The 22,793-nt window shown below is 38.1% G+C and carries 21 protein-coding genes and 1 riboswitch; of the genes, 10 read left to right on the top strand and 11 right to left on the bottom strand.

All coding sequences use genetic code 11. The features are described from left to right. Positions 1-2: 2 nt before the first annotated feature. The 3 genes from nusA to H9L23_RS23725 form a co-directional block, all read right to left on the bottom strand. Positions 3-1,247 carry a transcription termination factor NusA gene (nusA, locus tag H9L23_RS23735; RefSeq protein WP_025143392.1) on the bottom strand — a complete coding sequence of 415 codons (1,245 nt, stop codon included), beginning with the start codon at positions 1,245-1,247 and terminating at the stop codon, positions 3-5. Between the two features lie 2 nt (positions 1,248-1,249). After that, positions 1,250-1,714, bottom strand: a complete 465-nt coding sequence (gene rimP, locus H9L23_RS23730; RefSeq protein WP_187592625.1) for a ribosome assembly cofactor RimP — start codon at positions 1,712-1,714, stop codon at positions 1,250-1,252. Positions 1,715-1,835: 121 nt separating this feature from the next. Beyond that, positions 1,836-2,267 carry a hypothetical protein gene (locus tag H9L23_RS23725; protein WP_187592624.1) on the bottom strand — a complete coding sequence of 144 codons (432 nt, stop codon included), beginning with the start codon at positions 2,265-2,267 and terminating at the stop codon, positions 1,836-1,838. Between the two features lie 18 nt (positions 2,268-2,285). Between H9L23_RS23725 and H9L23_RS23720 the strand changes: the two genes are divergently transcribed. Then, the gene (locus tag H9L23_RS23720) at positions 2,286-2,630 is read left to right on the top strand and encodes a phage holin family protein (protein ID WP_187592623.1); all 345 of its coding nucleotides are present in this window, start codon (positions 2,286-2,288) and stop codon (positions 2,628-2,630) included. Positions 2,631-2,690: 60 nt separating this feature from the next. Here H9L23_RS23720 and H9L23_RS23715 read toward each other — a convergent pair whose 3' ends face one another. Further along, a complete protein-coding gene (locus tag H9L23_RS23715) occupies positions 2,691-3,830 on the bottom strand; it encodes an acyl-CoA dehydrogenase (RefSeq protein ID WP_187592622.1) in 1,140 nt (379 codons plus the stop codon). Between the two features lie 195 nt (positions 3,831-4,025). On the opposite strand from H9L23_RS23715, the gene H9L23_RS23710 reads away from it, so the two are divergent. Then, positions 4,026-5,102: a helix-turn-helix domain-containing protein gene (locus tag H9L23_RS23710; RefSeq protein ID WP_187592621.1), complete on the top strand. Its 1,077-nt coding sequence runs from the start codon at positions 4,026-4,028 to the stop codon at positions 5,100-5,102. A 107-nt stretch (positions 5,103-5,209) separates the two neighbouring features. Continuing rightward, positions 5,210-7,588: a TonB-dependent receptor domain-containing protein gene (locus tag H9L23_RS23705; protein ID WP_187592620.1), complete on the top strand. Its 2,379-nt coding sequence runs from the start codon at positions 5,210-5,212 to the stop codon at positions 7,586-7,588. 452 nt (positions 7,589-8,040) lie between these two features. Here H9L23_RS23705 and H9L23_RS23700 read toward each other — a convergent pair whose 3' ends face one another. The 3 genes from H9L23_RS23700 to panC all read right to left on the bottom strand — a co-directional run bounded on the left by H9L23_RS23700 (position 8,041) and on the right by panC (position 10,351). Then, positions 8,041-9,021, bottom strand: coding sequence for a lysylphosphatidylglycerol synthase transmembrane domain-containing protein (locus tag H9L23_RS23700; RefSeq protein WP_187592619.1), 981 nt, complete (start codon positions 9,019-9,021; stop codon positions 8,041-8,043). A 4-nt stretch (positions 9,022-9,025) separates the two neighbouring features. Continuing rightward, positions 9,026-9,376: an aspartate 1-decarboxylase gene (gene panD / locus H9L23_RS23695; RefSeq protein WP_055909206.1), complete on the bottom strand. Its 351-nt coding sequence runs from the start codon at positions 9,374-9,376 to the stop codon at positions 9,026-9,028. 129 nt (positions 9,377-9,505) lie between these two features. Further along, on the bottom strand, positions 9,506-10,351 hold the full coding sequence (panC, locus tag H9L23_RS23690) for a pantoate--beta-alanine ligase (RefSeq protein WP_187592618.1): 846 nt from the start codon (positions 10,349-10,351) through the stop codon (positions 9,506-9,508). Positions 10,352-10,500: 149 nt separating this feature from the next. Between panC and H9L23_RS23685 the strand changes: the two genes are divergently transcribed. Together H9L23_RS23685 and H9L23_RS23680 are read left to right on the top strand one after the other, a co-directional pair. Continuing rightward, positions 10,501-11,325: a glycogen/starch synthase gene (locus tag H9L23_RS23685; protein WP_025143402.1), complete on the top strand. Its 825-nt coding sequence runs from the start codon at positions 10,501-10,503 to the stop codon at positions 11,323-11,325. A gap of 21 nt (positions 11,326-11,346) precedes the next feature. Continuing rightward, positions 11,347-12,768, top strand: coding sequence for a DUF4270 domain-containing protein (locus H9L23_RS23680; RefSeq protein WP_187592617.1), 1,422 nt, complete (start codon positions 11,347-11,349; stop codon positions 12,766-12,768). A 475-nt stretch (positions 12,769-13,243) separates the two neighbouring features. Here H9L23_RS23680 and H9L23_RS23675 read toward each other — a convergent pair whose 3' ends face one another. Beyond that, entirely contained in the window at positions 13,244-13,681 is a 438-nt protein-coding gene (locus H9L23_RS23675) for a single-stranded DNA-binding protein (RefSeq protein WP_187592616.1), read from the bottom strand. A 55-nt stretch (positions 13,682-13,736) separates the two neighbouring features. Further along, positions 13,737-14,798: an A/G-specific adenine glycosylase gene (gene mutY / locus H9L23_RS23670; protein WP_187592615.1), complete on the bottom strand. Its 1,062-nt coding sequence runs from the start codon at positions 14,796-14,798 to the stop codon at positions 13,737-13,739. Between the two features lie 169 nt (positions 14,799-14,967). Between mutY and H9L23_RS23665 the strand changes: the two genes are divergently transcribed. From H9L23_RS23665 to H9L23_RS23645, 5 genes are all read left to right on the top strand, one after another. Beyond that, positions 14,968-15,270 (top strand): HU family DNA-binding protein, encoded by a 303-nt coding sequence (locus H9L23_RS23665; protein ID WP_025143406.1) that lies wholly within the window; start codon positions 14,968-14,970, stop codon positions 15,268-15,270. A gap of 10 nt (positions 15,271-15,280) precedes the next feature. Then, a complete protein-coding gene (locus H9L23_RS23660) occupies positions 15,281-16,159 on the top strand; it encodes a tetratricopeptide repeat protein (protein WP_187592614.1) in 879 nt (292 codons plus the stop codon). A gap of 283 nt (positions 16,160-16,442) precedes the next feature. Then, a complete protein-coding gene (locus H9L23_RS23655; RefSeq protein ID WP_187592613.1) occupies positions 16,443-17,993 on the top strand; it encodes an Rne/Rng family ribonuclease in 1,551 nt (516 codons plus the stop codon). Positions 17,994-18,133: 140 nt separating this feature from the next. Next, the gene (gene radA, locus H9L23_RS23650; RefSeq protein WP_187592612.1) at positions 18,134-19,510 is read left to right on the top strand and encodes a DNA repair protein RadA; all 1,377 of its coding nucleotides are present in this window, start codon (positions 18,134-18,136) and stop codon (positions 19,508-19,510) included. 334 nt (positions 19,511-19,844) lie between these two features. Continuing rightward, a complete protein-coding gene (locus H9L23_RS23645) occupies positions 19,845-20,309 on the top strand; it encodes a DUF4920 domain-containing protein (protein WP_187592611.1) in 465 nt (154 codons plus the stop codon). Between the two features lie 174 nt (positions 20,310-20,483). Here H9L23_RS23645 and H9L23_RS23640 read toward each other — a convergent pair whose 3' ends face one another. Further along, a complete protein-coding gene (locus H9L23_RS23640; RefSeq protein ID WP_187592610.1) occupies positions 20,484-21,548 on the bottom strand; it encodes a branched-chain amino acid aminotransferase in 1,065 nt (354 codons plus the stop codon). Positions 21,549-21,693: 145 nt separating this feature from the next. Continuing rightward, complete coding sequence (locus H9L23_RS23635) at positions 21,694-22,659, bottom strand: tryptophan 2,3-dioxygenase family protein (RefSeq protein ID WP_187592609.1); 966 nt, start codon at positions 22,657-22,659, stop codon at positions 21,694-21,696. Between the two features lie 63 nt (positions 22,660-22,722). Beyond that, a riboswitch (Fluoride riboswitch) is annotated at positions 22,723-22,785 on the top strand. Positions 22,786-22,793: the final 8 nt, after the last annotated feature.

The raw sequence follows: 22,793 nt of genomic DNA, 5'->3' as shown, positions 1-22,793 counted from the left end.
ACTTATTCAAATTCTGACTTCAAAATTTGAACCACTTCTTTAATGGTTTCCTCTTCAAGGTCGGTGCGTTTTACTAAATCTTCTACTGTAAGTGCTAATACACTCTTAGCAGTATCGCAACCGATAGCCTTTAATTCATCAATGATCCAGCTATCAATCTCATCTGAGAATTCTTCTAAATCAACATCCTCGTCGCTTTCTTCTCCAGCTTCGCGGTATACATCAATTTCGTAACCGGTTAATTTACCAGCCAGTTTAATGTTGTGTCCACCACGTCCGATGGCCAATGAAACCTGATCTGGTTTTAAGTAAACCGATGCATGTTTGGTTTCATCATCCAATTTAATGGAAGTGATTTTTGCCGGGCTCAACGCACGGGTAATGTATAATGAAATATTATTTGTGAAGTTAATCACGTCAATGTTTTCGTTTTTCAATTCGCGAACGATACCATGGATACGTGATCCTTTCATACCCACACACGCTCCAACCGGATCGATACGGTCATCGTACGATTCTACAGCCACTTTAGCACGCTCTCCAGGTTCGCGTACAATTTTCTTAACAGTAATTAAACCGTCGAAAATTTCGGGAACTTCCTGTTCGAACAAACGTTGTAAAAACTCTGGCGCTGTTCTCGAAATGATAATTTTCGGATTCGCGTTGATCATTTCCACTTTAGAGATTACTGCTCTTACAGAATCACCTTTTTTGAAATAATCTGCCGGAATCTGCTCAGTTTTAGGCATTAAAAGTTCGTTACCTTCATCATCTAAAACCAAAGTTTCTTTTTTCCAAACCTGATAAACTTCACCTGTTACGATTTCGCCTACCCTGTCTTTATATTTTTTGAAAATTTCGTCTTTCTCTAATTCTAATACTTTAGAAACCAGGGTTTGGCGTGCTGCTAAAATTGCCCTGCGACCAAAACTCTCTAAGGTAATCTGCTCGATATAATCATCACCAACTTCTAAAGTGCTGTCTAATTTAGAAACTTCAGCAAGCTCAATCTCTAAATCATCATCTTCAGAAAATCCATCTTCCATTACTTTTCTCGTTCTCCAGATCTCCAAATCACCGTTATCCGGATTTACGATAACGTCACAGTTCTCGTCTGTTCCGTATTTTTTACGCAACATGCTACGAAAAACTTCTTCCAGCACACTGATCACCGTTGGGCGATCTATATTTTTGAAATCTTTAAACTCCTGAAAAGAGTCGATCAAATTAATTGTTGTAGTACTCATTTTTACTTAAATGAAATTAACACACTTGTTTCTAATATATCATTAAACGGTACATCTGTTTGAATTGCTACCGCTTTTTTCCCTTTTTCTTTAACCGACTCTTCAATCTGTAGGTTATTTTCTGTAACCGATAGCAGTTTTCCTTCTTTTTTTAAGCCTTCTTTCAGCTTAATACTTACCGTACGGCCAATATTTTTATTGTATTGACGGATCAGCTTTAAAGGCTCACCAACACCTGGCGAAGAAACTTCTAAATTATAAGCCTGCTCTATTGTATTTTCTTCTTCGAGATGAAAACCAACATGCCTGCTTATGGCCACACAATCCTGTATGCTAATACCTTCGTCGCCATCAACATGAATAATTAATTTATTGTTTGGCAACATTTTCACTTCTACCAGAAACAGCTCTGGACGGTCTGCTATTTTTTCCTCAACGAGGGCTGCAACTCTCTTTTCTACCTGCATATTTTAACCTGATTTCATAGAAAAAGGGGACACTGTCCCCTTCTCTTTTCTTCGATTACGATGCAAATGTAGTAAATTTTTAGAAAAAATCAAACACTTGCTGTAATTATTATGCTGATTATTACCGTTTAAGTGTTTGTTTTTGTGGCTGTAAGTTGTGCTTTGCACTACTGTTAATCAGGTTACCAATGGTGGCGAATTTTACACCGATATAACTTTCTACCAAATAATCTTTGCCCTTAACAAAAGGTTGATCGGGATTAAAAATAAGCGAATCGCCAAGGATTTTAACTTTTCCGGCCACCTCCGTTTCATCCTGAATGCTATCTAATTCGCCAGGCTTAATTAACACAGAAACCAGACTAAGTGTATCTGCATTAGCCTGGTAGGCATTTTTAACCTGTAGGAGACTTGCCTCATCAATATTTTTAATTATTATTGAAGTGCTATCTCCTGAAAACTTAATGACCGGTTTGTTGTTTCTATTCGAACAAGAAAACGCCGACATTAAAACCAAAACAACAAGCGACCTTTTAAAAAAGCGTTTAAACATTTACAAAAATAAACAATTATGAGATTTATTATCGAAATCCTTTTAACAGGACTTGCGTTCTTTATTGGGGCAAAACTGGTTCCGGGTGTAACCATTGATGGTTACGGCAATGCCATTATTGCAGCTGTGCTGATTGCACTGGCAAATGCAACCATCGGTTTTATTTTAAGGCTATTAACCTTTCCGGTTAATTTCTTAACCTTAGGACTGGTATCATTTATCATTACCGTTTTAATGATTTTATTGGTTGATAGCATGATGACCTCTTTCAACACATCAGGCTTTATTGCAGCTGCGTTTTTAGCCATTGTGGTCGCCTTGATTAAAGCGATATTTGGCGCAGTGGCAGGAGAAAAAGATTAGTTCAGTTTTCAGTTGGCGGTTTTCAATTCGAACTGCCAACTGAAAATTGATAACTGGAAACTAACGAATAACTTCTCTCGAAATCACCATTTTCTGGATCTCAGAAGTTCCTTCGTAAATCTGGGTAATTTTGGCATCACGCATTAAACGCTCTACGTGGTATTCTTTTACAAAACCATAACCCCCGTGTACCTGTACCGCTTCGATGGTTACATCCATGGCTACTTTTGAAGCATAAAGTTTTGCCATAGAGCCGGCCTGCGTATAAGGCAAACCCTGATCTTTTAACCAGGCGGCTTTATACACCAATAACCTGGCGGCTTCTATCTGCGTAGCCATATCGGCCAGTTTAAAAGCAATGGCCTGATGTTCTGATATTGGTTTCCCGAACGATTTACGCTCCTTGGCATATTGTGTGGCCAGCTCAAAAGCACCCTGTGCAATACCCAAAGCCTGTGCAGCAATACCAATTCGTCCGCCTTCTAACGTTTTCATGGCAAATTTAAAACCAAAGCCGTCTTCCCCTATCCTGTTCTCTTTGGGCACTTTTACATCGTTAAACATTAAAGAATGTGTATCAGATCCACGGATACCCAGTTTATTTTCTTTCGGTCCAACAGTAAAACCTTCCATCCCTTTTTCTATAATAAAAGCATTAATCCCTTTATGTTTTAGTTCGGGGTGGGTTTGAGCAATAACCAGGTAAGTTGATGCGGTACCGCCATTGGTGATCCAGTTTTTGGTACCGTTAAGCAAATAATAATCTCCTTTATCTTCGGCAGTAGTGTGTTGAGAAGTGGCATCAGATCCGGCTTCGGGCTCTGACAGACAGAAAGCACCAATTTTTTCACCTGCAGCCAGTGGCTTTAGGTATTTTTCTTTCTGGGCTTCGCTTCCGTATTTTTCAAGACCATAACAAACGAGGGAATTATTTACCGATACCACTACAGATGCAGAGGCATCGATTTTAGATAGCTCTTCCATTACCAGTACGTACGAAATGGCATCGAGACCGCTACCGTTATATTTTGGGTCAACCATCATCCCCAGAAAACCAAGTTCTCCAAGTTTTTTCACTTGTTCGGCCGGAAATTTCTGATGTTCGTCTCTTTCAATTACGCCAGGCTTTAATTCTTGCTGCGCAAAATCGCGGGCAGCCTGCCGGATCATCAATTGTTCTTCATTTAATTCAAAATGCATAACATTTATGTATAAAAGGTTAGTAAATCAAATGTAGCATTTCTGATCGAAATTACTATGGCTGCATAGTAATTTATTTTATTTCGCGATGCTTTTATGATTTGCTAAACAACAATAAAAAATTATTATCAACTTAAAACTAAAGTATTGGCAATAATAGGCATTGTGTTAATGTAAGATTATTATTTTTGTTAAATGAACTTAGGGCAACAAATATTATTTTTCTTTAGTGCCTTAGGTGCATTTAATGGCTTTATCATTAGTGCATATTTGCTTTTATTCAAAAAACCGAAATCTACCCCTTCTTATTTTTTGGGGCTTTTACTTTTATCGGTCTGTTTAAAAATCAGTAAGTCATTACTTTTCTATTTTTATCCGGCTTTACCGGGTATCTATATCCAGATTGGTATTTTGGGAAGTTCACTGGTAGGTCCATCTCTTTTTTATTTTATTAAATCAGCTTTAGGACAAGGCTCAAAGAATACCATGATACAGAAAGGGACTTATCTTTTCTGGATTTTGACAATTGTTATTGCCAGCATCATTACGCCTTACGATAGTAAACCTGGTGTATGGGATAATTATATTGGGAATATAATTTCTATACAATTTACGGTTTATGTTATATTATCTGCCTGGCTGCTTAGAGCTGTTTTTGTTAAATTTCTCAGCAAAGGAGACAACATTTCTACAACAGAGAAGCTGTTATTATCTGTATTTATTGGCAATATAATCGTTCCGGCAGCATTTAAGTTACCGATCTTCTCATTTTTTAATGGCCACTGTATTAGTGGTGCTTTATTTTTCTCGGCCGTTCTCTATCTAAATATCTTCCTGTTTATTAGCCGGAGAAAAACCAGCAATCTTTTTTCAGAAAATCAGGATCTGGTTCGTTATGCCAACAAAAAGATCACTGAAGAACAGGCCATGATACTAACGGATAGGCTGCAAAAGATTCTTTTTGAAGAGGAACTATACAAGAATCCGGATCTTAAATTAAATGATCTGGCCAAAAAAATCAATATCTCGGGGCACCAACTTTCACAATTGCTGAACGACAATTTAGGGAAAAGTTTTGCTGCTTACATCAACGAATTCAGGATAAACGAAGCTTGCGAACTGATCATTAACGATATGGGCATCAAGCTCGAAGCGATTGGATATGAGGTTGGTTTTAACTCCAAATCTACTTTTTACACCGCTTTCAAAAAATATAAACAAACTACCCCCATGCAGTACAGGGAACAGCTTTTAGTGGTTACATCAAACTAGATCAGTCTCGTTTTATAATTCCGAACGCCCAAATCTGAGATTCAAAACCCATCCTCCATTCTTCTATTCTAGTTTTGGTTTATTCTACAAAAACCAAACACACGAAGATGAAATCGACATTGTTATTATGCCTATTCCTATTTACATCCTTATTTTTAAGCGCACAGGTAATTAAAGGAAAACTGATTGATCGCAAAACCAGGCAAGATATACCTTTAGCCAATTTGATTTTGGCAGATAAAGTCCAACCCTTGGCCGTCAAATATGCCAACAGCGATACTAGCGGTTATTTCGAATTTAGAGATCTTCGAAAAGGAAAATATATTTTATCAATTACCTTAACCGGTTATCAAAAAATGCAAAAAGAGTTATTGATAAACGAGAATGATCCAAAAATAATAGAGTTGGGCGACATTTTAATGGCCGAGGATGTTAACCTACTCCAGGAAGTAACCATAACAGGGGGAGTGCCAAATTTTAGCTCACAAAATGGCCAGATTAAAATCGGTGTTGCCAACAATGTTTTTTTCAAATCTGCCTCCAATTTGTTAGATGTTTTTAAGAAACTGCCCGGTTTGCAGGTTAATCAGGATGGAACAATGTTAATGGCCAGCAGAGCAACCCCAACATTATTTGTTGACGGCAAACCTGTAAATATGAACAACGATGAAATCCTATCTTACCTAGGCAGCTTATCTCCGGATATGGTCGAATCGATTGAAATGATTAACCAGCCCTCATCTAAATATGATGGGGAATACCAGGGAATTATTGATGTAAAACTGAAGAGAAATCAGTCATTAGGCTTAAAAGGCACTTATAACACCCGTTTTCAGCAAAATAATTACAGTTTACTGGATAATAATCTATCTCTTGTACTTAAAACAAACCGATTTGTTTACGACTTAAGGTTGGGCAGTACCAGCGGGAGTAGCTTTTATAAGTATTATTCTTTGCAGTATTTGACCAATACCAATGCCATGACAACCGATACCAGAACCGTTACTTCTAATCAGAATTTTAATGCGCAGGCAAAAATAACTTACGAAGTAAAAAAAGGGCAAAACCTGGAGGCTTTTATCCGCACGTATCAAATTGATAGAAATGCATTATCAGGCAATCAATTGCTTACCCAAACCAATCACTTAGATCGTACCATTGCGCTTGTTAAAAGCGACAACAATGCCTTTCCCAAGCAACATAATTACTCAGGCGGAATTAATTACGACGCACAATTTAAGAACAGCGAGGTCCATATCATGACCTCTTTGGCCCAAATTGATAACCTACAAACAGAAGACATTCAAAACCGCAATGTACTAAACGATCAGTTGATAAATTACTGGAAAACAGATGCAAAAAATGAGATTATGATCCGTGCTGCGCAGGCAGACTACACACAAAAAACAGGAAGAGGGAAAATAGAATTTGGAGCAAAATTTGCACATACTACCACTCAGAACGACCTCCGTTATGATACATTAGCCAATAATACTTTTAACCTTGATCCGAACCGGAGTAACCAGTTCCATTACCAGGAATACATTGGGGCGGGTTACCTTTCCTACAATGCGCAGTGGAACAAATTTAATTACAGCTTAAGTTTAAGGACAGAGTATACGCGCACCGTAGCCAATTCGATCACTACGGGCAACATTACAGAAAAAAAGTATACAAAATGGCTCCCAAGCCTTAATATTACTTACGCCATTAACGAAAATTCACAGCTTAGCTTCAGTTACAGCAGGCGGCTAACCAGGCCAACTTTTGCCATGTTAAACCCATTTCGTTTTTATTATAGTCCGAGGCACTACTGGATAGGCAATCCTTATCTACAAGCTTCCACAACTGATCTTGTTGCTTTGTCTTATAGTAGAAAGAGCCTTAATATTTCGCTAAATGCAGGGAAAGAAACAGATCCAATGAGCCGTTATCCAGAATATAATCCAATAACCAATGAGCTAATTTTTCTAGGCAGAAACCTCCCCTACAGAAAATTTGCGAATCTACAGATCAGCTCTCCAATAACAATAAACAAGTGGTGGCGGATGAACAACAACATCGCTTTCTATTACAATAAGGAACTAACGCCCTACTTTGGAAATACCTACGAAATACCAGTATATAATTATACCGTTAATGGTAGTCAGGTATTTTCTTTAAAAAACTGGATACTGGATGTAAGTTATACTTATGAGTCGAAAAGTGGTAGTGGCCTTTATATTTTTGCACCGGTTTACGGAATTGATTTTGGTGTGCAAAAAGCCTGGTTAAAAAACAGGCTCAATACTAAGCTTACGCTTTATGATGCATTTGATAACATAAAAAGAAGACTTATTTTTAGAGAGAAAAGTATTATCAATAACGATATGTACCATTATTTTGCCTCGCAAAGATTAGTGTTTAGTTTAACCTTTAATTTTGGGCATTCGACTTACAAAACAAGGGAAAACAAAAAAAGTGAAGAAGAAAACAGGGCAAATTAAGAGAATCGGCTATCCATCAAATGCAGCATTTCTGCTTTGAATTAAAATTGCTGCATCGCAATTCATTTTTAGCTTGATATTTTATTTAAAAGCAGTGCTGCGATTAAGTTAAATAAATGCCATTTATTTTTTTTGGAAAGCAATAGCAGTATTACTTCGGTTCCGATAGCCCCGCCCTTTGCTTAATCAAGATGGAAAGCTGTGAAACAAGCATGCACACAGAAAAAACAAAGAATAGTGCATAAATCGGGATAACGCTGTCGGTCGGGTTTATTTAACCAAAGATAGCAGCTCTGGGAAGTTATCTGAACGATAAAAAGCTAGAGATTTATTTACTTGTGTTGCGTTAACGATGGAAGCGGCATCCTTTTTGGCTGTTATGCTGAGCATAGCCGAAGGACAACCAAAAAGATACAGCCGACAGCGTGTTAAAACGCCCACATAAAAAAGAATTATTTACTTTCTTTCTTAGTCAGGATTAAGAACAAACTTAAACTGCCTAAAATTAAAATCAACAAAACCTGCGAAGAATGGATAATGGTAGAATAAGCCAGTCCATCTTTAAAAGATATGCCATACAAAACCAATGATTGTGCAACCATCCAATGGAAAACGCCTATACCGCCCTGTACCGGTGCTGCCATGGCAAAACCAGAAAACACGATTGCGGTAAACGCTGCATTAAAATGTAAGCCGGAAGTGGCCTGAATAGATGAAAAAGCAAAATACATGGATAAGGAATAGAAAACCCATATTAATAAAGTATAGATCAGGAATAATCTCTTTTGCCTTAGTTTGCTGTAAGAGCCAAAGCCCTGGCGCAGGCTAACAAAGATGCGTAGAAACTTTTTACTGAATTTTTGACGGAGAAAATATATAGCTGATACGATAAGCAGCAATACAACAATGCCAATTCCAACCAACCACCAATAATTAAGGGTATTAATTTTTTTCGCGATGTTGAGGTAAATAGTATCGTACAAAAAATCAGAAACAATGTCGTACTGAAAGATCAACATGGCCAAACCGGTGAGGAAAAGTACCAGTACATCGAAAAGACGTTCGGTAATTACCGTGCCTATAGAGGCAAACATGGGTACTTTTTCTGCTTTATGGATTACCGAGCAACGGCCGATCTCGCCAAAACGCGGCAAAGCTAAGTTGGCCAGGTATCCGATCATTACAGCATGGTACGCATTCCAGAAACTTACTTTGTAATGGATAGACTGATAAAGCATTTGCCAACGCAATGCCCGCAATACGTGCGCAATCCAAACAGCAAATGCCGAAGTAATTACCCAAAAATAATTTGCGGTTTTAATTTCCAGCCAGATCTTCCCTAAATCCTGACCCCGAAACGCTAAATAAAGTACCCCTACCCCGGTTAAAAACAGGATGATGTACTTTAGCGCTGTTTTGAGGTCGAATGTCACAAAGTTATTTTAGCAGGTGGTTGTTATCATCAGGAAAAACAAGGATCGGGTTGTATTTTTTGGCTTCTTCTATAGGTAATGAACCATACGACATGATGATCAAAATATCACCAAGTTGTGCCAAACGTGCTGTAGCACCATTTAAACAGATGGTTCCGGTGCCGCGTTCGCCTTTAATTACATAGGTTTCGAAACGTGCGCCATTGTTATTATTTACGATCTGCACCTTCTCATTAGCAATAATGTTAGCTGCATCCATTAAATCTTCATCTATCGTAATACTGCCTACATAATTCAATTCGGCTTGTGTTACCTTAACACGGTGTATTTTCGATTTTAATATTGTGATAACCATTCGGCAAAGTTACTAATAAAGCACTGGATGAAAAAAACGGAAAATGTAAGAGGGATGTAATATGGAAAACGGATGATGGAAAATGGGCAATGAGCTATACATCATCCATTTTACCTCTTCCATCTTACATCACTTTATAATCATATTATCGATCAATCTGGTTGAACCTACTTTTGCAGCAACCAGGGCAACAAGATTATCTTCATCTTTCGATTTTGCTGGTTCAAGCGTATTGCCGTTAGCAATGGTAAAATAATCGAGTTCAACACCTTCAATGTTATCATAGAATGACTTGGCCTTACTTTCTAATTCCGTTAATGAGTAATCGTTAAAATGATCAATAACAAACTGCAGCGATTTACTCAACACCAGTGAGTTTTTACGATCATCGGCAGATAAATGGATGTTCCGGCTACTCATGGCCAAACCATCGTCCTCCCTAATTATCGGACAGGTAATGATGGTAATGGGCAGTTTAAAGTAAGCCAGCATATTTTTGATCATTAATACCTGTTGAAAATCTTTTTGTCCGAACATGGCCACATCAGGCTCCACGGCATCAAAAAGTTTTTTTACAATCTGGGTTACGCCCTGGTAATGACCTTTTCTAAATTCGCCTTCCAACAAAAACTCCGCATTGCCTAAATCAATATGCCAGGCTTCGTCAGCACCTGTTGGGTACATTTCTTCTACGTTGGGCATAAATACGCCACTGCAACCTGCATCGGCCAGCATGGCTAAATCGTGTTCAATAGGTCGCGGATATTTTTCTAAATCTTTAGGATCGGTAAACTGCGTAGGGTTTACGAAAATGCTGCAGATAATAACATCGGCATTTTGCTGGGCCAGTTTTATCAACGAGATATGGCCGTTGTGCAGAGCGCCCATGGTAGGCACTAATGCTATTTTTTTAGCTGATGCTTTTAGTGGCTGCAAAAAAGCCTTAAGCGTTGCTTTGGTTTTAAATATTTCCAATTTGGACAATCTAAATTAAAGCCGTAAAGGTGTAAATTAATCTAAACGAAACCAAACAAATGCTTGCTATATTGATAAATAGTATTATTATGCTTACCTTTGCAGCTCATTATCTTTTATTTAACTTAATATTTTCTTAGAATATGGAGATGGCAAAAACGAAGCTGCTGATTGTTACACACGAGATGTCGCCTTTCCTCGAGCTTACTAAAATTTCTGAAATTACGCGCCAGTTACCACAGGCTATGCAAGAAAAAGGATTCGAAATCCGCATCTTGATGCCAAAATTCGGTAATATCAACGAAAGAAGAAATCGTTTACACGAAGTAATACGCTTATCGGGAATGAACATCATTATTGATGACAACGATAATCCCTTAATCATTAAAGTAGCCTCCATCCCAGCTGCACGCATGCAGGTTTATTTCTTAGACAATGAAGAATATTTCCAACGCAAACAGGTATTTAGAGATGCCAGCGGAAAATTCTTCGATGACAACGATGAACGCACGATTTTCTTTTGCAAAGGCGCATTAGAAACGGTTAAAAAATTAGGTTGGGCACCAGATATCGTTCACTGCCACGGCTGGATGAGTGCATTGGTTCCTGCTTACATTAAAACCACTTATAAAAACGATCCTACTTTTAAAAATTCTAAAGTAGTGTATTCAATCTATGAGGATGGCTTTACAGAAAAATTAAATGCCAATTTCGCCACCAAAGCTGTAATGGCCAATATGACGGAAGATGACACTAAAGCATTTTTACCATCTGATTGCGACAGCATGCATATCGGCGCTATAACTCACTCAGACGCAGTGGTTTTAGGGGATGAAAACCTAAGCAAAGATGTGTTAAAATTTGTTAAAGATTCCAATAAGCCAACATTAGCTTTTAACTTAACCGAGAATTTTGAAAACTTCTATACTTTTTATGAAGAAATTTCAAATGATGAATTGGTTTCAGTAGCTTAATCAGGTATTATTATTTAAAATATGAAATTTACAAAACAAGACTTATTAACCCTGTTGATAGGTCTTTTTCTTTTTGCATCGTGTAAAAACCCCGATGGTGTTGGTTTAGATGTTGATCCGAGCAGTGCGGTTACAGGAACCTTGGTAGTATCTCCGGTAACCACTCAACTGGTTGAAGAAACTGCTGCAACTACCTTAGGGCAGCCCCGTTATCCATTGGGTTATATCGTTGATCCTGTTTTTGGTAAAACAGAGGCTGGTATAGCCATGACTGTTTACCCGGTTAGCACCAGTTACGATTTTGGAACGGCAGCTCAACTTGATTCGGCCGTTTTAGTCTTAAAATTTGATGAATCCAGCACAGTGACCAAATTTTATGGCGATACTGTTAATTCTAAATACAGCATAGATGTATTTCAATTGGCCAATACCGTAACCAATTATAAAAGTTCGGATGTTCAGGCCATTAATAATACTTTATTAGGAAATTTTACAGGCAAACTGGCCCCGAATACCAAAACTAAAGTGTATGATATTGTTGCGGGCAAAGCAGACACGTTAAAAGTAGTTCCGGCCCAGATCAGGATTCCACTTAACAAAGCATTTATCCAGAACAACATTTTAAACCTGGGCACTGCAGGAACCTCTTCAAATGCTAAGTTTATAAATGCATTTAAAGGCCTATACGCACAGGTAAACAAGTCATCTTCAACGGGTACCGGCGGTATTGCTTTCTTTAATTTCACAGGTACTGATTCTTACGTGCAGTTGGTTTGGAAAAAAGTCAATTCATCGAGCGGGATAGATACCACAAGTGTAAACTTCCCGATAGGTGCATTAAACTCAAGCAGTCAGATTACCGGTGTAGCTGCAAACTTTAAGCACGATTATGTTGGTACACCCATACAAACACAAATTGATGCACCAACTGCTTCATATAACGTAACTTATTTACAGGGATTAGCTGGGGTTAAAACAAAAATTAGCTTCGATGAACTGACAGGTTTTGTAGGCAAGTACGGAAAAGCGATTATCAATAAAGCCGAGTTGGTGGTAGAACTGGGTGGAGGTGCACCTGCGTACCCATTTAATGCTGCACAGCGACTTTCTTTGTACCGTTGGGATATTGCACACCAACCGGCCAATATTCCGGATTACAACAATTTTGCAGTAAGCTCTTCGGGTATATCTGCAGCAGGTGAGGCGCTTTATGGTGGATATTTCGATTCGACAAAAAACCGTTATATTTTTATCATCACCAATTATGTTCAAAGTATAATTGATGGTACATTAAAAGACGAAGGTACTTTCTTAGCGCCAACCTCTTATAATCTTTTCCAAAATGTACCAACAGCAACTTCAGCAGAAAGATCGATTATCGGAACTGGTAACACAGCCACCAATAAAATGAAACTGAACATCTATTACACCAAGATAAACTAGATATTCATTAAATCATATTAAAAAGCTTCTGCTCTAAAAAGGGCAGAAGCTTTTTTGTTTACTCGACTAGTTTATTTAAGCCGTATCATTATCATCAAGATAAGCCAATCGTCTCGACCAAGTCCCTTATGTCATTCTGAACGCAGTGAAGAATCTTTTAAATAATTGAAGGTTTTAGACGGTTCTTACCAGCGATTTGTTCAGGGAGGTAAAGGTTCTTCGTTGCAATACCACTGACAGAATGCAATAGAATGGTCGTCATTCCCGCGCATGCGGGAATCTTAAACGTTTGCATTACGATTCCCAATCGAGTTGGGAATGACGATTCCTTGCAGCTTACAATTCGCAAAAAAATCTGTCTTTTATATATATTTATACAATAAATTATCCCTCAGAATGACAAATTTAAATGCGACATTACAAACAGAAAGAGCCGCCATTAGGCAGCTCTTTTTGTTTAATTAATAACTTCTCGCTAAAAAGGAAGGTCTCCGCTTTCGTCAGACGGACCTATGGTAAATTCATCTTCAATTTTCGATTCAGTGGTTTGATGTGTTGGTGTAGTTGGACTTTGCTCGAAATCGCTCTTTCTACCCAGCATTGTAAAGTTTTCGGCAACAATTTCTGTTACGTATTTTTTAACTTTTTCTTTGTCTTCAAAGGATCTTGTTCTTAGCTTACCCTCTATATAAACCAATTTACCTTTTTGCAGGTATTTAGAAGCTACTTCGGCCAGGCCACGCCACAGTACAATATTGTGCCACTCTGTTTGTTCTACTCTCTTTCCATCTTTGTTGTACGTTTCCGATGTAGCTAACGGAAAACTGGCTACTGTTACGCCACCATCTAAATGCCGCACTTCAGGGTCTTTGCCTAAATGGCCTACTAAAATAACTTTGTTAATCCCAGACATAAATATTTTTGGTTAGTTGTTTCGTTCTATAAATATACTCAGCCATGATGGTTAGTTACTCCATTTTATCTCTAAAAAAGTATTCCTGCACAAAATCGTGGATTACTTTTGGCTGCGGTAACTCATCTAACTTATTTAAAGAAACCCAATTAAGTTCCTTTTGTTTATTAAAGTTAAATATATAATTTTTTAATACAAAAAACTGAACGTGGATTATTTGGTGCGTTAATATGTGTTTTTTTGTGCTGATCAGCTTAAAATCCGCATCTTTTCCAAAGGTATTTTTTACCATTTCGGCAAATAAACTGCTGGCTGTATCTTCATGTATAAGCGTTTCTATACTCGGAAAATCGTATAAATGCTGCCAAACATCACCAGCCTGCCGTTCCCTCACCACCACCTGCTCGTCATCAAAACAAATAAAATAATTGATATAACGGTGCTTTTGTGCGGCTTTTTTTAGCTTAACAGGAAGTTCGTTTACCATTTTATGGTTAAAGGCATAACAGGTTTGGTTAAGCGGGCAAATGCCACAATTTGGCGACTTAGGCTTGCATTGCATGGCCCCAAATTCCATTATAGCCTGGTTGTAAAGGGCAGGATCATCCTGATAGAGCAACTCATTTGCCAAAGTAAAAAATTCCTTTTTTCCTGCCGGAGAATTGATTGCCGTAGCAATACCATAATACCTCGAAAGCACCCGGAATACATTTCCATCTACCACCGCACGCGCCTCGCCAGATGAAAAAGACGAGATTGCAGCAGCCGTATATTCGCCTATTCCCTTTAATTTTATCAGCTCATCATGAAGATTTGGGAAGATTCCATGGTAATCTTTCACCACAATCTGTGCCGTTGCATGCATATTTCTGCCCCTCGAATAGTAGCCCAAACCCTGCCAAAGTTTTAAAACTTTAGCTTCGGTAGCACTGGCAAAGTCGTTAACGGTAGGGAAATTCTCTAAAAATTTATTGAAATACGGGAGGCCCTGCTCTACCCTTGTTTGTTGTAATATAACCTCTGATAACCAGATGGTATAAGCATCATTGGTATGTCTCCAGGGCAGATCTCTCTTGTTAAGCAGGTACCAATTGATGAGTTCATTTTGAAATGTCATTCCTGCAAATTACGGTGTATTTATCCGATTTAAAAAAAACTTGCAATCGGGTGATAAGTCTGGAGATAAAAAAATCATCTTTTATTTCCCTATCTCATTAAAAAGCAATACTTTTGCAACCCCAAAACAGTAGTAATATTAAAACACATAATATAATAAATAATAAAATATGACTAAGGCAGATATTATTTCAGAAATATCAACAAAAACCGGAATTGAGAAGGTTGATGTACAGGAAACAGTTGAGGCATTTTTCAAGGTTATCAAAACCAGCATGATTGGCGGTGAAAATGTATACGTTAGGGGCTTCGGAAGCTTTGTTGTTAAAAAGAGAGCGCAAAAAACTGCGAGAAATATCTCAAAAAACACTGCAATAATTATCCCGGAACATTTTGTTCCAAGCTTTAAACCAGCAAAAGTATTTGTTGACAAAGTGAAAAGCAATTCAAAAAAAATTAACGTAGAAGCCTAAGTCTTAAATTATGAATAGCAGCATCAGATCAAAACAAACCATTATTATTGGAGCGATTGTATTGCTTGTTGCCTTTCTATTTACCAGAGACATTAAGGGTTTAGTAAAACCAACTGAAGAAAACGGCAAAATGCCTGCCAGCGGTCCAATGGCCGGGGCAGCAGCAGCTTCTACTTCATCGGCACTAAACATCGAAACATCATCTACAGCTGCAAAAAATGTAATCAACAAAAACCTGGCTACAGACATTACAGCTTTAGAAAACACTTACAAAGGTGCTAATGGTGCAGAAAAGATCGAACTTGCAAAGCAATTAGCGCAGAAATGGGACGATGTAGAGCAAATTACTCCTTCTGCATTATATTTAGAAATTGTTGCCCAGGGCGAACCATCAACAAAATCGTGGTTGGCGGCTGGTAACCAGTTTATAAAAGCCTTTGAAAGTACACAAGATAGCCTGGCACAACCTGCTTTATTGCAGAAAGCCAATACATCTTACAAAAACGCATTAGAGAAAGACTCTACTAACATTGAAGCTAAAACAGGCTTAGGTGTAACAATAGTAAATGGTTTGGGTGCACCAATGCAAGGTATTGCAATGTTGCTCGAAGTTGTAGCTAAAGAACCTAAAAATGTAAAGGCCAATATGAATTTAGGCTTATTCTCTATAAAATCAGGCCAGTTCGATAAAGCAATTCCACGTTTTAAAACCGTAATTGCAGAAGCACCAACCCCTGAGGCTTATTTCTACTTAGGCACCGCCTTAGAAAATTTAGGCAAAAACAAAGAAGCAGTAGATGCTTATTTAGCAAGCAAAAAATTAGCGGCTAATCCAACCTTATCATCTTTTATTGATAAGAAGGTGGCTGAACTAAAGAATAAAAATTAATTAACAGATTAATAAAAACATTTAAAACTTAAAACTATGCCAAGCGGTAAAAAAAGAAAAAGACATAAAATGGCTACCCACAAACGTAAAAAACGTTTAAGAAAAAACAGACATAAGAAAAAATAGTTTCTTATTTTGATTAAGCCAATTAAACCTCATAGTAAACGCTATGAGGTTTAAACAATTTATATGATTTTTTTTTATTGTATAGTTCTCTGGCTACATCAATGTTTTTTATTTACTATCCATTTGTTAATAGGCGAAAGCCTTAAATCTGTAGCTGTTGGTAAAAGAATTAATTATCAATTCGACTCCTGCCGGAGTTACCATAGCGTTGATTGAAGACAAACAACTTGTTGAGCTTCACAAAGAACAAATCAATATTAACTACGCTGTAGGCGATATCTATTTGGGCCGCATTAAAAAAATTATGCCTGGTCTGAATGCTGCTTTCGTGGATGTTGGTTATGAAAAAGATGCTTTTCTGCATTACTTTGATTTGGGCCCTCAGGTGCAATCTTTAATTAAGCTAACGAAGATCAAGCGTAATGGCTCGGTTACAGGCACATTATTAGATAATTTAAAGCTAGAAGCCGACATCAACAAGGCTGGCAAAATTTCTGATGTGCTCAGTAAAAACATGCTCCTACCTGTCCAAATTGCCAAAGAGCCAATTTCTACAAAAGGACCACGTTTAAGTTCCGACATTTCGATTGCCGGCAGGTATGTGGTACTGGTGCCATTCTCCAATACCATATCTGTATCAAAAAAAATAAAAAGTAATACCGAACGTAATCGTTTAAAAAAGATTATTGAAAGTATTAAACCTCAAAATTTTGGGGTAATTATCAGAACCGTTTCTGAAGGTAGAGGTGTTGCCGAAATGCAGAAAGATCTTTTGGATCTGATCGCTAAATGGGAAAACTTCATAAAAAAAATGCCTTCTACCGAACCTTCAAAAAGGGTTTGGGGAGAAATGGACAGATCATCAACGTTAATCCGTGATATTCTGAATCCTGATTTTACAAACGTTTACGTCAGTACACCAGAGCTGTACGATGACATCCGTTCTTATGTACACGATATTTCTCCTGAAATGGAAAAAATCGTTAAACTGTACAAACAAAAAGAACCGATCTTCGATCATTTTGGTGTAGAAAAGCAGATTAAAAATGCTTTCGGAAAAACAGTAAACTTACCCGGTGGTGCTTACTTAGTTGTAGAGCATACCGAAGCGCTGCACGTAATAGATGTGAACAGTGGAAACCGTACTGCCAGTAAAGAAAATCAGGAAGAGAACGCTTTACAGGTAAACAAAGAGGCGGCTAAAGAAATTGCCCGTCAACTGCGCTTGCGCGATATGGGCGGTATTGTGGTAATCGATTTTATCGATATGCACAAACCAACAAACCGTAAAATGCTATTCGATTATTTGCGTGAGCTGATGTTATTGGATAGGGCCAAACATACGATTTTGCCTCCGAGCAAATTTGGTTTGGTACAGATTACCCGGCAGCGTGTTCGTCCGGAGATGAATATTGTTACGGTAGAAAAATGTCCGGCCTGCGATGGGACCGGAGAAATTAAAGCGAGTATCGTTTTAATGGATGATATTGAGAACAACCTTAATTATATTTTAAGAGAGCAGAATGAAAAAGGTGTTACACTTTGCGTGCACCCTTACATCGAAGCTTATATTACAAAAGGCATTTTCAACCTTCAACGCCGCTGGTTCTTTAAATATGGCCAATGGATTAAAGTGAAGGCACAATCATCGTATTATTTAAATGAGTTTCACTTTATCTCTGCTAAAGACGAAGAGATTAAATTATAACTTAAAAACATTTAATTGAAAGCCTGGACTTAAAAATCCGGGCTTTCTTGTTTAAGTTTATTTCAAATCTCTCAGGTTTTAAAAACCTATGAGGTTTATCAACGAGAAAGGTTAAATTCGTAATCTAAAATTTTAATCAATTGGCAAAATCAAAAACCGCATATTTCTGTCAGAGCTGTGGCTACGAATCGGCAAAATGGCTGGGCAAATGTCCATCCTGTAACCAATGGAATACCTTTGTAGAGGAAATTGTTGAGAAGAGTTCCGCATCAGTCCCAACCTGGAAAAATGATACCACGAGCCGCAAGTTAAGTAAACCGAGTAAGGTGGATGAAATCCAATCATCAACCGAGCGCAGAATATTAACGGGCGACAAAGAACTCGACCGTGTTTTAGGGGGCGGTTTGGTAGAAGGATCTTTAGTATTGATCGGCGGTGAACCTGGTATTGGAAAATCCACCTTAATGCTGCAATTAGCCTTAAATATAAAAGGGAAAAAGTTATTATACATTTCGGGGGAAGAAAGCGAACAGCAGATTAAAATGCGGGCAGAGCGGATCCAGGAAAATCCATCTTCGAACTGTTATATTTTAACTGAAACCTCTACACAGAATATTTTCAAACAAATCGAAATATTGGAACCGGAAATTTTGGTTGTCGATTCCATCCAGACTTTACATTCTGCACATATCGATTCAACTCCCGGAAGCGTATCGCAGGTGAGAGAATGTACAGCGGAGTTATTACGTTTTGCAAAAGAAACCGGTGTACCTGTTTTTCTCATCGGCCACATTACCAAAGATGGAGCCATTGCAGGACCGAAAATACTCGAACACATGGTTGACACGGTTTTACAGTTTGAAGGCGACAGGCATCATGTTTACCGCATATTAAGGTCTATCAAGAACCGCTTTGGAGCTGCTGCAGAACTGGGCATTTACGAAATGCAGGGCAGTGGCTTAAGAGAGGTTTCGAACCCGTCAGAAATTCTGCTTTCGCAGCGCGATGAAGAATTAAGCGGAATTGCCATTGCAGCAACTTTAGAAGGCGCCAGACCGATGCTGATCGAAACCCAGGCCCTGGTAAGCGCCGCAGCTTATGGAACACCCCAACGTTCTGCCACGGGCTTTGATACCAAAAGAATGAATATGCTTTTGGCTGTGCTCGAAAAACGCTGTGGTTTCAGATTGAGCACACAGGACGTTTTCTTAAACATTGCCGGAGGAATAAGGGTTGAAGATCCTGCGATCGACCTCGCCGTTTTAATTGCAATTATCTCCTCTCAGCAGGATATTGCAGTTTCGTCCAAAAATTGTTTTGCGGCAGAAGTTGGTTTATCAGGCGAGATAAGAGCGGTAAACAGGATTGAGCAACGGATTGCTGAAGCCGATAAATTAGGTTTCGAAACCATTTATATATCCAAATACAATTTAAAGGGGATCACAAAGGAAAAATATAATCTCGAAATTAAAGCGGTAAGTAAGATAGAAGAAGTGTTTGGTTTGGTATTCGGCTAGCCCCAATACGGGGAAAAATTTCAACATATTTTTTAACGGTGGCGATAAAGTTCCCCATTTCCACAGTCTTAATATCATACAATGACATCAACAAAAACATACAAAACACTGAATTACAATAACTTACATACAAATGCAACAAGAATGATACTTTTGGATTCAGGTTTGCCTATTATATCATGTTGTACATCATAGGATGTGATCTACACGAAAATAGGGATGATTTTCCTCGTTAACGGATGTTAACGGGGATTTTTTTTTGCGTTATTATTTAGTGTAAATTTTAAATAACTTTGAAAAAGATAATAACGGAACAATTATAAATCACTAAAAGATGAAAAAAATCATTTTAAGCATAAGCTTTTGTTTATTCGCCGCACTTGCATTTGCGCAGGCAGCTTATACAGGCCAAAAATTTGGAGAAGAGGTAAAACCAGGCGACGTAAAGCCAGCGGCCAAAATGGAAGCTGCTATGGGCGATAAAAAAACCGTCGACATGAAAATCGAAGGTAAGGTAGTAGATGTATGTAAGAAAAAGGGGTGCTGGATGACCTTGGAAATGCCAAACGGCGATCCGATGCGCGTTACCTTTAAAGATTACGCCTTCTTTATGCCCATGGATATTGTAGGGAAAAAGGTAGTGCTTGATGGCTTAGCAAAAAAACAAACCATTTCAGTAGAAACTTTACGCCATTATGCAGAAGATGCTAAAAAATCTCCTGAAGAAGTTGCAAAAATTACTGATCCCAAAAAAGAACTGGCTTTTGAAGCTAAGGGTGTAGTAATTCTAGATAAATAAAATAAGTCCGAAAGTCTGGAGGCCTGGAAGTCAGAGGTCCGAAAACCCGGAGGTTAACACTAGAAATTCAAACACGAAAGACTAAGAATAGATCTCTTGATACTAAAAACCTCAAGCAAAAAATAACCCCGATACAGAATATGCATCGGGGTTTATCTTTTATAAGGTATCGGATTACAAAACCCAGTTCCAGCCAAATTCATCAGGCGCTAAACCGTAACGGATATCGTTTAATTTTTTAGCAATGCCATTCGAAATATGCCTTGTTGATGGATCGGTCAATTTATAAATCTGGCCATTGTAGCCCATTTCGCCAACATGTGTTACTGTAGCAGCAGTTCCCGCAGCAAAAGCTTCGGTCAAGCTTCCGTTTTCGATTCCTTCGATTACTTCTTTAACAGAAACCCTGCGCTCTTCAACCTCTACACCAGCATCTTTTGCCAATTTGATAATTGTATCACGTGTAACACCATCTAAAACTGTACTGCGTACAGATGGCGTAACCAATTTACCATTAATCACAAAAAGCAAATTAGCTGTTCCGGCTTCTTCAATAAACTCGTGCGTTATCGAATCTGTCCAGATTAATTGATCGTAACCTTCTTTTTTAGCTTGTTCGAACGGATATAACGAACGGGCATAGTTTCCGGCAGTTTTGGCAAAACCAACACCACCTTCATCAGCACGTGTAAATTCAGTTTCGATTTTAACTTTTAATGCACTACTGTAATATGGACCGGTTGGTGTGGTTAATAAAGCAAATTTATAAGTATCAGAAGCTTTAACGCCTAAATATGGATCCATTGCAAACATTACCGGACGGATATACAAAGCATAATCTTCCTGGTTAGGTACCCATTTCTCATCAACATTGATCAAAGCGGCCAAACCTTGCATAAAAATTTCTTCCGGAATGGTAGGCATCGACATTCTAGCTGCTGATTTATTAAAACGTTCGAAGTTTTTATCGGCACGGAATACACTGATCCTTCCATCAGGCTGGCGATAAGCTTTTAATCCTTCGAAAATTGCCTGACCATAATGAAGTGCAGAAATTGCAGGACTCATTGGAATAGGGCCATAAGGAAGAATCTGTAAATTTTTCCATTCGCCATCTTCGTAGTCGGCAGTAAACATGTGATCGGTAAAAACCTTACCGAACGGTAATTGCGAAAAATCAGTAACAGTCAAACGTGTTTCGTTTGTTTTAGTGATTTTTATATCTAATGTCTCGGTCATTGTATTTGAATTTTGAATGGGTGAATGATCGAATGACTGAGTGTTTTACCCGCTCATTCTCTAATTAAATAATTCACTCATTCTGTCATTAACTATTTTGCGCAAATTAATAAAAAAGAGGCTTTTTTAATAGCTTTTCATAATATTAATCTTTGTTTTTGAGTGTTTTAAGTACACTAAGCACCCATCCTTTACCCCATTCTTCCATCTGTTCATCATTCCATAAGAAGGGATAAAAAATTCTTTTCTGAAAACGCGGAGGCAAATATTTCTGCCAGTTGGTTCCGCCAGTTGCTGCAACATCAACAGGATCTTTCTCTAAATAACGTACAGCTGATTTATAATGCGATAAAGGCCACTCTACGTTCACATACAGATCAAGCTTGCGTAATTCTTCGGCAAGGGCCGAAACATCGGCTCCGTTAGCCTGCAATTGATGGTATAATGCAGAAAAATTGGATAAAGTACGGTCTTTTGCCAATTGCAAAAACTGGGCAGCATATTTTTTAATAAACTGTTTTAAGGTCAGGGTCTGTTTGCCCGATGCCAGTTCAGTTGCCCCGAATTTCCAATAGATATGTTCAAACTGTTCCTCTATTGTTGCTGTACTCAATTCTTCGCGTTTACTTTTATCTACCAAACGGATAAAATCAGTCGCACAGATTTCGATCATTCTATATTGACCAGATTGAAAACCACTGGCTGGTAATAACGACATCCGGAACTTTAAAAACTGCTCTTTCTCCATTCCATCAACCATCACCTCGAATGAAGTGGTTAAGGCGTTAAAATAAGCATTGATCCGTTTTACACGTGCAGTGAAAAACTCGGCAGTTAAGCTTTCATGTTCAGCAATCTGCCGGCATTCGTGCAGTGCAAGTTTAAAATAAAGCTCTGTAATCTGATGATACATGATAAATATTTCTTCATCAGGAATTGGTGTTTTAGGGCTCTGCAAGCTTAATAGGGTATCCAGGTGAATATAATCCCAATAGGTCAAAAAATCTGCATATAAGAGCCCGTCGAGATAGGATGCCATATCCTGCCCCATTGCAGTGTATTTTTCTTGTAGTTGATTTAGTTTGTCTTTTATTTCTGGTGTGAAATCCATGGTTTAGAGTTAGCTGCACAAAGGTGATAAAGATTTTGCAACAAATAACTAAAATTTATACATTTGAGAGATGGCGATGGGGTACCGCCAAAACCGCCCAAACAGGCTGATGACTCCTACGATTTTTATTTAAA

Origin of the sequence: Pedobacter roseus (assembly GCF_014395225.1) — a bacterium.
GTDB lineage: Bacteria > Bacteroidota > Bacteroidia > Sphingobacteriales > Sphingobacteriaceae > Pedobacter > Pedobacter roseus.
The sequence above is the reverse complement of the archived record's forward strand: the minus strand, read 5'-3'. Positions and strand labels throughout refer to the sequence as shown.